Annotated in this window: 13 protein-coding genes; 4 read left to right on the top strand and 9 right to left on the bottom strand. The window is 66.0% G+C overall.

The annotated features are described in order from the left end of the window. The first annotated feature begins 22 nt into the window (after nucleotides 1–22). On the top strand, nucleotides 23–472 hold the full coding sequence (locus JG743_RS05265; RefSeq protein ID WP_202298777.1) for a universal stress protein: 450 nt from the start codon (nucleotides 23–25) through the stop codon (nucleotides 470–472). Nucleotides 473–760: 288 nt separating this feature from the next. After that, the gene (locus JG743_RS05260) at nucleotides 761–934 is read left to right on the top strand and encodes a hypothetical protein (RefSeq protein ID WP_202298776.1); all 174 of its coding nucleotides are present in this window, start codon (nucleotides 761–763) and stop codon (nucleotides 932–934) included. Between the two features lie 13 nt (nucleotides 935–947). Here the strand turns inward: JG743_RS05260 and JG743_RS05255 are convergent, their stop codons facing one another. The 3 genes from JG743_RS05255 to exbB are packed head-to-tail and all read right to left on the bottom strand — an operon-like array spanning nucleotide 948 to nucleotide 3,373. Next, entirely contained in the window at nucleotides 948–1,892 is a 945-nt protein-coding gene (locus tag JG743_RS05255) for an energy transducer TonB family protein (protein ID WP_202298775.1), read from the bottom strand. Then, on the bottom strand, nucleotides 1,889–2,377 hold the full coding sequence (exbD, locus tag JG743_RS05250; RefSeq protein ID WP_202298774.1) for a TonB system transport protein ExbD: 489 nt from the start codon (nucleotides 2,375–2,377) through the stop codon (nucleotides 1,889–1,891). The genes JG743_RS05255 and exbD overlap by 4 nt, the downstream gene beginning before the upstream one ends. A gap of 6 nt (nucleotides 2,378–2,383) precedes the next feature. Further along, nucleotides 2,384–3,373: a tonB-system energizer ExbB gene (gene exbB / locus JG743_RS05245; protein ID WP_244673066.1), complete on the bottom strand. Its 990-nt coding sequence runs from the start codon at nucleotides 3,371–3,373 to the stop codon at nucleotides 2,384–2,386. Nucleotides 3,374–3,713: 340 nt separating this feature from the next. On the opposite strand from exbB, the gene JG743_RS05240 reads away from it, so the two are divergent. After that, on the top strand, nucleotides 3,714–4,388 hold the full coding sequence (locus JG743_RS05240) for a cysteine hydrolase family protein (protein ID WP_202298773.1): 675 nt from the start codon (nucleotides 3,714–3,716) through the stop codon (nucleotides 4,386–4,388). Nucleotides 4,389–4,404: 16 nt separating this feature from the next. Here JG743_RS05240 and JG743_RS05235 read toward each other — a convergent pair whose 3' ends face one another. Then, on the bottom strand, nucleotides 4,405–5,346 hold the full coding sequence (locus JG743_RS05235) for an LLM class flavin-dependent oxidoreductase (protein ID WP_202298772.1): 942 nt from the start codon (nucleotides 5,344–5,346) through the stop codon (nucleotides 4,405–4,407). A gap of 130 nt (nucleotides 5,347–5,476) precedes the next feature. Beyond that, the gene (locus tag JG743_RS05230) at nucleotides 5,477–5,626 is read right to left on the bottom strand and encodes a hypothetical protein (RefSeq protein WP_202298771.1); all 150 of its coding nucleotides are present in this window, start codon (nucleotides 5,624–5,626) and stop codon (nucleotides 5,477–5,479) included. A gap of 320 nt (nucleotides 5,627–5,946) precedes the next feature. Here JG743_RS05230 and JG743_RS05225 point away from each other — a divergent pair, with 320 nt between their 5' ends. Then, nucleotides 5,947–6,714, top strand: coding sequence for an SDR family NAD(P)-dependent oxidoreductase (locus tag JG743_RS05225; protein ID WP_202298770.1), 768 nt, complete (start codon nucleotides 5,947–5,949; stop codon nucleotides 6,712–6,714). Nucleotides 6,715–6,931: 217 nt separating this feature from the next. On the opposite strand, the gene JG743_RS05220 is transcribed toward JG743_RS05225, so the two are convergent. The 4 genes from JG743_RS05220 to JG743_RS05205 all read right to left on the bottom strand — a co-directional run bounded on the left by JG743_RS05220 (nucleotide 6,932) and on the right by JG743_RS05205 (nucleotide 11,641). Then, entirely contained in the window at nucleotides 6,932–7,876 is a 945-nt protein-coding gene (locus JG743_RS05220; protein ID WP_202298769.1) for an ABC transporter permease, read from the bottom strand. Further along, nucleotides 7,873–8,928, bottom strand: a complete 1,056-nt coding sequence (locus JG743_RS05215) for an ABC transporter permease (RefSeq protein ID WP_202298768.1) — start codon at nucleotides 8,926–8,928, stop codon at nucleotides 7,873–7,875. Before JG743_RS05215 ends, JG743_RS05220 begins: the two co-directional genes overlap by 4 nt. Then, nucleotides 8,928–10,439, bottom strand: coding sequence for an ABC transporter ATP-binding protein (locus JG743_RS05210; RefSeq protein ID WP_202298767.1), 1,512 nt, complete (start codon nucleotides 10,437–10,439; stop codon nucleotides 8,928–8,930). Before JG743_RS05210 ends, JG743_RS05215 begins: the two co-directional genes overlap by 1 nt. A 176-nt stretch (nucleotides 10,440–10,615) precedes the next feature. Beyond that, nucleotides 10,616–11,641, bottom strand: a complete 1,026-nt coding sequence (locus JG743_RS05205) for a BMP family protein (protein ID WP_202298766.1) — start codon at nucleotides 11,639–11,641, stop codon at nucleotides 10,616–10,618. Between the last annotated feature and the right edge of the window lie 339 nt (nucleotides 11,642–11,980).

The following is an 11,980-nucleotide window of genomic DNA, read 5'->3' as shown; positions in this document are numbered from 1 at the left end:
AATTCGATCCGCGTGGCGCAACATGTATCATCATATCCTGATACCCATCGATGGCTCGGAAAAATCCAAGAATACCGTTGCGCACGGCGTTAGCCTCGCCGCCGCCCTGAATGCAAAAGTAACTATTCTTACGGTGGAAGCCCCGTTGCATTCGATCGCATCCGACCCCACGCCGGTCGTCGAGATCCCTGGGGCGGCCGAATTCGTTCATGAGCTTTTGCATGGAAAGCCGGAGGAGTATCTCGCTTCCGCCGCAGCCGTCGCGGCAGCCAGTCAGGTGTCCTTCGAGACCGTCCACATCGAGCATGAGCATCGCTTCGCAGCTATCATCGAAACGGCTGAGGCAAGGGGCTGCGATCTCATCGTCATGGCATCGCATCGGCGAAGCGGGATATCGGCAGTGCTCCTCGGAAGCGTAACGCTCAAGGTGCTGACGCACAGCAATATCCCTGTGCTTGTTCACCGTTCGTAGAGCTGGTCGCGCGTTGCCGTTTCGGCTGGAGCAATTCCAGGAAATGGGCGTAGCGGTTTTTCCGTCCGGAATTGCGTAAAAGCAAAAAACTGGAGCTGGTCGGCGATTCTGTCGAACAGCTGAATCGCTCTAGGCGAAACGAACTAAATCATTCGTAGGCAAATGTTTCCAGGTCGATGATTTCGGTAACAGCCCGCCGTTTTCCGTGCCATCCCCGCGAAACAGACCCGGCGCATCTATCGCCATTCCGACGGCGCGCAGCAGCCGTCCCAACGGAGGAAAGCGCAAATGTCAGTGCTCGCAATCCTGGTCCATTTTGGCCGCGCGATCATCGATGCGCACAACAACGCCAAGGTCAGAAACCTGATGGACACCCTTCCGCCCCGCGCCCACCCCGAGGCCGGCAAGGAAGGTCCAGGCAAGCATGAGAGCCATGGGCGACACGACACGCCGCCACGATGACATTGTTTGACGCCTAGTCCCGCAGGCTGAAGACAAAAGGCGCGGTGCGGGTCACGCGGGCGCCGAGCTCGGGTGGCGGCACCGGCACCGAGGCGCCCTGCAGGGCGCCGAGCGCGGCGTGGTCGAGGTCGGCGTGGCCGGAGGAGCGCGCCAGCCGGGCGGAAACCACCCGGCCCGAGGAATCGACCGTGAAGGTCACGTTCGGGCTGCCTTCGGCCCGCCTCGACCGTGCCGCGCTCGGATAGCGCGTGTGCCGCTTGATCCACGCCGCCAGGCTGGAATTCCAGCGCGCCGGGCTGGCGCTGGATCGCGGCGCGCCCTCGGCGGACTTCGGCGCCACCGCGCGCGCGGCCGGCCGGGCGTCGACGCTGGCCGCCATAGCGGTCCTGGCCGGCGCCGGCTTTTCCTTCTTCGGCCGCGGCTTCGGCTTGTCGACAGGTTTCTTCGCTTTGGCTTCGACGGGCTTCTCTGCCTTGGGCTCGACAGGCGCTTCCACCGGCTTCGGTTGTGGGATGACGACGTCGGGCGCCACCGTCTCGACGACGTCCGGAACCTCCAGCGGCGGCGGCTCGCTCAACGCGGCCACGGCGGGCGCCGACGGTGCGGTCTCGTCGGCCTGGACCGGCTCGTCGGTGACTGGCTCGGGCGCCGGCTCGATCACCGGTTTCACTTCGGCGACCGTCTCTTCGACTGGCTCGGCCTGGTCGGGTGTCACCGCGTCCGGAACCAACGCCGCTTCCTGCACGGCGGGAGCGATCACCAGCGGCGACATCTCGATCGCCAGCGCCGGTGGTGGCCCACCGTCCGGAGCCTCGGCCAGGCTGAAATTCTGCACGGCGTAGGCGACCGCCACATGCGCGACCAGGATCAGGGCGGCAGCACCGGCCCACAGGCCGGTCTCGCGCGCGCCGAACCGCGGCTGACCGATCCCGGACAAGGCGGCCGCTGCGCCGGTCATGGTGCCGTGCCTGTCAGCTGGCTTCCGCCCGGCTGACTTCCTAGCGGCTCTGGCGCGCCGGCCGAAGGCAGTGTCTCCAGGCCGACCAGCGCGATCTTGAGATAGCCGGCGGCACGCAGCAGGTTCATCACCTCCATCAGCTCGCCATAGCCGACCGTCTTGTCGGCGCGCAGGAAGATGCGCGTCTGCTTGTCGCCCTTGGCGCGGCCGTCGAGCGTGGCGGCGAACATGGCGCGCGGCACGCTGTCATTGCCGATGGCGAGCGTAAGATCGCTCTTCAGCGTCAGGAACAGCGGCGTCTCGGGGCGTGGCGCCGGCGTTGCCGTCGAGCCCGGCAGGTCGACATTGACATCGACGGTCGCTAGCGGTGCGGCGACCATGAAGATGATCAGGAGCACCAGGATGACATCGATGAACGGGGTGACGTTGATCTCGTGGCTTTCCTCGAGATCGTCGCCGGCCGTTTCGCGAATCCGCGCCGCCATGACCGCTCACTCCGCCGCGATCGTGCCTGCCGGCGGCACGGTGCGGAAATCGAGATCGCGGCTGACCAGCCGCTCCACGCAGGCGGCGGCATCGGCGAGGATCTGCCGGTAGCCGGCTATGGAGCGGGCAAAGACATTGTAGATGACCACCGCCGGGATCGCCGCGACCAGGCCCATGGCGGTGGCGAGCAGTGCCTCGGCGATGCCGGGCGCCACCACCGCCAGATTGGTGGTCTGCGCCTGCGAGATGCCGATGAAGGCGTTCATGATGCCCCACACCGTGCCGAACAGGCCGACGAAGGGCGCGGTCGAGCCAATCGTCGCGAGCAGGCCGGTGCCGCGCGACATGCGCCGCGCCGCCGCCGCCTCGATGCGCGACAGCCGCGAGGTGACGCGCTCCTTCAGGCCATCGCCTGAGACGTGGCCGAGCGCGCCGGCCGAAAGCGCCGCCTCTTCCTCGGCCGCCCGCACCAGCAGCGCGCCGGGGCCATTGTTGTGGCCGAGCGCGCGCCCGGCCTGCATCAGCGTCGCGGCATTGCCGATCGCCTGCGCGGCGCGGCGGGCTCTCAACTTGCCGGCGAGGATCTCCAGCGATTTGGCCAGCCAAATTGTCCAGGTGACCAGCGATGCGAAGGCGAGGCCGACCATCACCGCCTTGACGATGATGTCGGCGGCCATGAACATGCCCCAGGGCGACAAATCGTGCGGCAGCGTCAGCGCAATCGCTGCCGACGGCTCACCGCCGGCGGGCGGAGCGGGCTGATTGGCCGGCTGCGGTGCAGCGGGAACGGCAATGGCAGGAGTGGTTGTGACAGGCGCCGCCGTGGCGGGTGCCGCCGGCGCCTGCGTGGCGGGTGCCGCCGGCGCCTGCGTGGCGGGGGCTTGGACCGACTGCAAGGCAGGAGCTGGCGTTGCCGGCTGTTGCTGCGCCGTGCCCGCGCCGGCCGACAGGATGAACGATGCGGCCAGCGCCGCCAAAAGACCATGTCTGGACACGCTTCGTCCTCGCTTCATCATTGCACGTAACCGAAGGCAGTCTGAACTCCAGCCACGCTCTGGCCTTTCTGCAACTCGGACTTGCGCGATCGCCGGCAACCGGTTTGCTACTGCCATCGGTGGTTGACTATGAAACATGAGTTTGCTAGTCAACTATAAAGATGACTTTTTGACTCAACTAAATATGTGACGTCAGCGAAGCGACAGGACCAGGCTTCGTCGGCAACGTGGCGCCTTGCCCTCGTCCCGGGTGCGATGATCCTACAAACGGTTGCCTGCCGACCTCTGGACTGCGCCACCATCTCGGATCACGATGGCGGCAGCGCGAGGCAGGCGGCCGATGATCAAGGCGATCCCGTTCGATTTTCCCTATGACGGCCGGCTGGTGCCGGAACACACCGCGTTGCTGGTTATCGACCTGCAGGAGGATTTCCTGTCGCCGACGGGCTATTTCGCCAGAAAGGGATATGACCCTTCGCCGCTCAGGGCGATCCTGCCGGCGGTCAACCGCCTGATCGCGGCAGCCCGCGCCGCCGGCCTGACCATCGTGCACACCAGGCAAGGCTACCGCGCCGACATGGCCGACATGACGCCCTACGAGAAATGGCGCCGCAAGCGGGCGGGCCTCGACGGCACCGACATACTGCTGCGCTCCAGCCCGGGCTTCCAGATCGTCGCCGACATCGAGGTCGAGCCGCGGGACATCGTCGTCGACAAGACCTGCAACGGCGCCTTCACCTATACCGACCTCGAACTGGTCCTGCGCGCACGCGGCATCTCGCATCTTCTGTTCACCGGCTGCACCACCGACGTCTGCGTGCACACCACGCTGCGTGAGGCCTGCGACCGCAACTTCCAGTGCCTGACAATCTCCGATGCCTGCGCCAGCGGCGACAGACGGGCGCATCAGGCTGCACTGCACATGGTGACGGTGGAGGACGGCGTCTTCGGCGCTCTCGCTGATTCAGACGCCGTCATCGAGGCGCTTGCGCGGCTTGCCGGCAAACCGCGCTGAAGGTCTGGCGGTCCGGTCAGACCGGCGCGCGGGATTCCGGCGGCAAACGCCTGGCGAAAGCGCCGGGCTGCGGCGCTTCGGCCTCGCGGCGCGCCAGCGAATTGCTGATGAGCGTGACAGCCTCGCGCCCCACCGTCGCGATCTCGCGCGGCCTGTCGATGCCGGCGATCATGAATTCGCGGATGCCGAGCGCCGCATAAGGCAGCAGCGCCAGCGCGATCTCGGCCGGCGACCGGGAAACCTCGACCGCCTTGTGATCGGCGACGACGGCATCCTTTTGCGAACGGATGCGCACGGGCAGCGCGAAGCGCAGCTTGCCGGCCCTTCCATGTTCGGCGGCGGCGGCGCGCACGCGCTCGATCAACTGGCCGACCTCGTCAGGCGAACCGGCGGACAGTTCGAAGACATCCGCGTGCCGGCCGGCGACCCTGAGCGCCGTTCCGGACTGGCCGCCAAGCCGGATCGTCACGTCGGCGCCGTGTGGGCCCTTGCGGGGCACATAGCCGCCTTTGACGCTGTAGAAAGCGCCTTCATGGTCGAACGGCCTGTCGTTCGACCACAGCCGCTTCAACAACACCAGATATTCGTCGATGCGCTGCCACACCGCGGTGTGCCCGACCGGGCGCGCCTCGGCATCCTCGTCGCTGAGCGGCTCGCTCAGCATCCTGAGTGACAGCCGGCCGCCGCTCTTGGCGCTCAGCGCCGCAAGCTGCCTGGCCGCCACAGTTGGCTCGACCACGCCGGCCCAGTGGGTCAGCACCACCTCCAGCGACGCGGTGCGCTCGAGCCCCTGAGCGGCGATATCCATGTTGGTGAGCAGGCCGGCCGGATCGTCGACGACGATCTTCTGGAAGCCGACGTCCTCGATCAGCGACAGTTTCGTCGCCGTTTCGGCGAAATCGTAGAAGAAGCCGCCATTGGCAGACTTGCCCGGAACATGCGTGAACTTGATCGGCATTGCCATCTCCTCCATCACGTTTGGAATCGCATATCGCAGCCACAAAGCGCGCGAAAACGCGCCGCGGATGCAGCTCACTCAACTCCGGTTGCCTGAAAGCGTTAGGCCGCCACCCCTTGGTTGCCGTGCCTCAGGGAATGAGGCCCAGCACGACTGCCCCGGTGAACACGAACGCAAGGGCGAAAACGAGATAGGCGAAAGCGCCGCCATAGGCCGGCCGCCAGCTCTGGCCGACGGCCTGGCCTCTGCGGTCTGTCTGGGCGTTCTGGTAATAGGACATGTCGGCCTCCATCTCGGCCATTAATCTATAAAATCAGTAGACTTTGTCGATTGCTATTTTTTCGGAGCATGCAGAACGAATTTCTCCTGGTGCTCCGAAAATAGGTTTGGCTTTTCTGTATCGCCCTCGACTGGGGAAATCGGCTCGAAGGAGATCAGACGGGATCGTGGCTTGGAGCGGACCAAGCGGCCAGCGTTCGGGCAAGAGACCGCCGAAAAAGGAACCCCTGGTACCTGGCGGCACGCTTGGCCATCCGGCGCATGGAGGATAGCATCGTCGCCGGTTCACGCGTGAAGCATCAGATCAGAGGGAGAGAAAGCATGGGCGGAAGGCTGGCGGGCAAGGTCGCGATCATTTCGGGCGGCGCGACGGGCATGGGCGGGGCGGCTTCCGAGCTGTTCGCGGCGGAAGGCGCCAAGGTGGCGATCGTCGACCGCAACGGCGACGCGGCGGCAGCCACCGCGGCGGCGATCCGCGCCCGCGGCCACGTCGTGGAACATTTCGTGGCGGATGTTTCCGACGAGACGCAGGTCGAGGCAGCGGTGAAGGCGGCGACGGCAAAGCTCGGTCCTGTCACAGTGCTGTTCAACCACGCCGGCACCATCGTGATAAAGCCGTTCCTGGAGACGACGCTCACGGAATGGGACTGGCTGCATGCGGTCAATGTGCGCTCGATGTTCCTGATGACGCGCGCCGTGCTGCCCGGCATGATCGCCGCCGGCGGCGGTTCGATCGTCTGCACCTCGTCGATCTCGGCGGTGGCCGCGACCCCGAACGAGGTGCTCTACGACACCACCAAGGGCGCCTGCCACATGTTCGCGCGCGCCATCGCGGTCGAGTTTCGCGATCGCAACATCCGCTGCAACGCCGTCTGCCCCGGCTTCATCCGCACGCCGCACGGGCTGCGCGAGGTGGCCGACCTCGGCAAGCTCGGCGTTGATGTTTCGGACGCGGCACTTGCCGCCCAGCAGGGCCGCATCGGCGAGCCGGAGGAGGTGGCGAAGGCGGCGCTGTTTTTGGCCAGCGATGAATCCAGCTTCGTCAACGGCGCCCATCTGTTCGTAGACAACGCCTTTACGGCGATGTGAGTATCCAAGGCTTGGCGCCCTTCCTCTCCCCCGTCGATCGGGGGAGAGGTGTCGAGCGCAACTCGACGGAGTGGGGGTCGACCCTTGGCGCAGTGCAGGAAGATTATTGCGTGTCCGTTGGCGACGGTTGCAAGGTGGTTCCCCCACTCCGTCGCTGCTTCGCAGCGCCACCTCTCCCCCCTCCGGAGGGAGAGGAAAGGCACCAAGTCCTGCTCCTCTACCGTTCTTCCCGTCGAAATGGCTTGAGCAGCGCCGAGGGCGCCACCGCGTTGCGCGACATGACGGCCATGGCGACGATGGTGAAGATGAAGGGCAGCATCAGGAACGCTTCGTAGGGGATGTGGCCGAGCCCGCTCGCCTGCATGCGCAGTTGCAGCGCATCGACGAAGGCGAACAACAGCGCAGCGCCCGCCGAGCGCCACGGATCCCAGCGGCCGAACACCACCAGCGCGATCGCCACCCAGCCGCGCCCCGAGACGACGCCGAAGGTGAAGGCGTTGAACTGCGCCATGGTCAGGAACGCGCCGGCTAGACCCATCAGCGCACCGCCGAGGATCACCGCCTGGAAACGCGTGCCAATCACGCTGACGCCAGCCGAGTCGGCGGCGCGCGGATTTTCGCCGACCATGCGCACCGACAGTCCCCACGGCGTGCGGTAGAGCACGAAGGCGGCGAGCGGAACGGCGATGATCGCCAGATAGACCAGCGCAAACTGGTTGAACACCGCCGGGCCCAGGATCGGGATGTCCGAAAGCAGCGGGATCGGCACCGGCTGAAAACCCTTGATGCTCGGCGGCACCGATTGCTGGCCGAAGATCAGCCGGTAGAGGAAATAGGCAAGCCCGGAGCAGAACAGCGTCACGCCGATGCCACAGACATGCTGGCTGAGGCCCAGCGCCACCGTGAACAGCGCATGCACTGCACCCATCAGCGCGCCGGTGAGCACCGCGACCAAGACGCCCAGCCACAGGCTGCCGCTGAGACTGGTGGCGGTGAAGCCGGCCATCGCCGACAACAGCATGATGCCCTCGATGCCGAGATTGAGCACGCCGGCCCGTTCGGAGAACATTTCGCCGAGCGTGGCGAAGGCCAACGGCGTGGCGATGCGGATGATGGCGGCGAGGAAGCCGACCTGGAAGATCTGCTCGAACACCGCGCTCATCGGGAGGCTCCGACACGGCGGACGCGGTAGGCGGTGAACAGCAGCGCCACCAGCATGGCGAGCAGCGCCGTGCCCTGGATGACGTCGCTGAGGAATGCCGGCACGCCGGTCGCCCGCGACATCGCCTCGGCGCCGGTCATGACGGCGGCAAGGAAGATCGCCGCCGGCACCACGCCGAGCGGGTTGAGCCTGGCCAGCATCGCGACGACGATGCCGGAATAGCCATAGCCGGGCGAAATATCGCTCATCACCTGGAAGTGGACGCCACCGACCTCGCCGACACCGGCGAGCCCGGCCAGCGCGCCGGTGAGCAGCGCCGTCGACAACAGCACGCGCTGCACGTTGATGCCGCCATAGCGCGCCGCCTCCGGATTCTCGCCGGTGACGCGGATCCGGAAGCCCAGCGTGGTGCGCGCGATCAGGAACCAGATCAAGGGCGCCGCGACCAGCGCCACGATGACGCCGAGATGCAGCCGCGTGCCCTCGATCAGCACCGGGAAATTGGCGGCATCCTCGATCGGCGGCGAGATCGGATAGCCGCTGAAGCTGTCCTTCCACGGCCCTTCGATCAGCGCCATCAGCGCATAGTAGATGACCGAGTTGAGCAGCAGCGAGCTGACCACGTCGTCGACCTTGAATTTGACGCGCAGCGTCGCCGGCACCTGCGCCACAACGGCGCCGGCGGCCGCGCCGGCAACCGCCATCAAAAGCATGGCGAGGTAACCCGGCATGGGGATGGCGCCGACGGCGCAGCTTGCAACCGCACCCGCCAGCAACTGGCCTTCGGCGCCGATGTTCCAGAATTTTGCCCGGAAGGCGACCGCCACGGCGAGACCGGTGAAGATCATCGGTGCGGCGCGCACCAGCGTTTCGGTGATGGCATAGCTGTCGCCGAGCGAGGCCGAGAGCATCACACCATAGGCCTCGACCACACCGGCGCCGGCGATGGCGATCAGGCCGCTGCACAGAATGAGCGTCGCCCCGATCGCGAGCAGCGGCAGCGCGAGGTTGAACCAGGCAGGCGTCGAGGTGCGGGCTTCCAGGCGAAACATCAGGCGTGCCCCTCCGCGCCGGTCATCATCAGGCCGAGCCTTGCGACGCTGGCGTCCGCGCTGGCGAGCGTTCCGGCGATACGGCCCTCATACATCACCGCGATGCGGTCGGAGAGCATCAGCAATTCCTCAAGGTCTTCGCCGATGACGACGATGCCGCAGCCCTTGGCGCGCATGGCAAGGAACTTCTCGTGGATGAAGCGGGCGGCGCCGATGTCGAGCCCGCGTGTCGGCTGCGAGACGATCAGCACCTTCGGATCGAAGGCGAGCTCGCGAGCCAAAAGCGCCTTCTGCAGATTGCCGCCGGACAGCGCGCCGGCGCGCGTCATCGGCCCAGGGCAGCGTATGTCATAGGCCTTGATCTGCTCCTCGGCGAAGGCGCGGATGGCGCCGGGATTGAGCAGCCCTTTACGGCTGAACGCCTCGGTGCCGATGCGCGGCAGCACCATGGAATCGGCAAGCGGCAGGTTGGTCACCAGCCCGGTCGTCATCCGGTCTTCCGGGATGCGGCCGAGACCGAGCGCCTGCACCGCGCGAGGCGAGAACTGCGTGACTGCTTTGCCGGCTATCGTCATCGCGCCGGCACCGGGCGCCAGCATGCCGGAGATGACGTCGGCCAGCGCCCGCTGGCCGTTGCCTGAAACGCCGGCGATGCCGAGGATCTCGCCCGCCCGCACCGACAGCGACACATCTTGCAGCGTAGTGCCGGAGTGACCCGACGAGGAAATGCCGTCGAGGGCAAGCACCGTCGCGCCCGGCGTCGAGGGTCCTCTGGCCGGCGGCACGATCTCATGGCCGCACATCAATTGCGCCATGGCGGACGACGTCGTGTTGGCGGGATCGTCGACGCGGCCGGCGACACGACCATGACGCAGCACCACGCAGCGATGCGTCAGCGCCCTGACTTCGTTGAGCTTGTGCGAGATGAAGATGATGCCGAGCCCCTGGCCCGCCATCGACCGCAAGGCAGCGAACAGGCCATCGACCTCGCTCGGCGCCAGCACCGCCGTCGGCTCGTCGAGGATCAGCAGCTTGGCGCCGCGAAACAGCGCCTTGATGATCTCCAGCCGCTGCTGTTCGCCGACCGACAGCGCCGAGACCGGCAGGGCGGGATCGAGGCTCAGCCCATGCTGGCTGCCGATCTCCTTCAGCCGCGCCAGCCCGCCGGCGCGGTCGATGCGGCCGGACTTGCCGGGAATGCCGATCAAAAGGTTTTCCAACACCGTCAGCCGCGGCGCCAGATGAAAATGCTGGTGCACCATGCCGATGCCGGCGGCCAGCGCATCGGCCGAGCTGCGGATGGTCACCGGCCTGCCGTCGACCAGGATCTCGCCGGCATCCGGCGCATAGGCGCCGAACAGCACGTTCATCAGCGTCGTCTTGCCGGCGCCGTTCTCGCCGAGCAGGCCGAGGATTTCACCCGGCGCGACGCTGAGATCGACCGCCTCGTTCGCCCTGACGGCGCCGAAGCTCTTGGTGATGCCGCGCATTTCGATCAGAGGGGCGGACAAGGGTGCTCCTGGTAGGCGATGGCGGTGGAGCTGTGCACCCTCCCCCTTGTGGGGAGGGTCGGCGAGCAAACGACGCGAAGCGTCATTGGCGAGACGGGGCGGGGGTGCGGCGCCAAAGCCCCCCACCCCGCTCCGCTTCGCGGACCGACCCTCCCCACAAGGGGGAGGGTGAAAAATCAATCCGAGACCGGCGTGTTCTCGTCGACGTCGACGCGGAAATTGCCTTCCAGGATTTCGGCCTTCTTCTTCTCGACCAGGTCCTTGACCTCGGCCGGCAGCGTCTTGTCGAACTTGTGGTACGGCGCCAGGAAGGAGCCGCCCTTGGCCATGCGCGAAAAGTCGCCATAGTCCTGCGCGGTGAACACGCCCGCCTTGACCAGCTTGATGGCCTGCTCGACCGTTGGGTACATGTCCCACACCGGTCCGGTGATCACCGTATCCGGGCCGAGGCTCGACTGGTCGGACATGTTGGAGATGGCGAGGATTTTCTTCTCGACCGCCGCCTCGATGACGCCGAAGCGCTCGGCATAGATCACGTCGACGCCGGCATCGATCTGCGCCACGGCCGCTTCCTTGGCCTTCGGCGGATCGAAGAAGGAGCCGATGAAGGCGACCTTCTTCTTGATGTTCGGATTGACCTCCTTGGCGCCGGCAAAGAAGGCGTTGACCAGCCGGTTCACTTCCGGAATGCCCATCGCCGCCACCGCGCCGACGGTGCCCGACTTCGACATCTTGCCGGCGATCAAGCCGGAGAGATACGCGGGCTCATGGATCCAGTTGTCGAAGACGCCGAAATTGGGCTCCGCCGGACCAGCGCCGGAGCCGAAAAGCCAGGCCGTCTTCGGGAACTGCTTGGCGGTCTTTCGGGATTCGCGCTCGGCCGCGAAGGCATCGCCCAGCACCAGCTGGTAGCCGCCCTGCGCATATTCGCGCATGACGCGGCTGAAGTCGGCGGTCTGCACCTTCTCCGACCATTTGTACTCGATGCCAAGCTCCTTCTCGGCCTTCTGCAAGGCAACGTGGATCTGGTTGTCCCACGGCTCCTCGATGGGCGTGGCGAAGATCGCCGCCACCTTCAGCTTCTTGTCCTTGGCGAAGGCAGCATTCGGCAGCACGGCTGCCGCCAGACCCAGCGCGCCGAGTTCCAGCACGGTGCGCCGCGACAGGCCGGCGCGTTGCGTTTTGCTAAGATCGTTTTTCATGGAAGTGCCCCTCTGTTCGACAGCCGTGTCGAGCCGGCCGTTCTCAGGAAATGTCAGACACCGGACTATGGAACGGTGTCTGACTTTTGTCCACATGGTCAAATTTGATGGGGTAGAGAGCGATCCTCTGCTTCGCCATCCTATGGCGGAGCAAGGAGCGAAGCGACGCGGCGCAGACCATAGGATCCATGCCGTGACGTCTGTAGAGCAGCGACGGCGCAGAACGATCGACGGCTGCGTCAACCCTTGTTCTAGACCGTTGCATCCTCGAATTGGACGTCACGGCATGGATTCTAGGGTCTACGCTTCGCTTCGCCCTAGAATGACGAAGTGAGGGTC

It is taken from the genome of Mesorhizobium sp. 131-2-1, from assembly GCF_016756535.1.
Lineage (GTDB): Bacteria > Pseudomonadota > Alphaproteobacteria > Rhizobiales > Rhizobiaceae > Mesorhizobium.
Note: the sequence above shows the minus strand (reverse complement) of the source record. Positions and strands in the feature narration are given on the sequence as shown.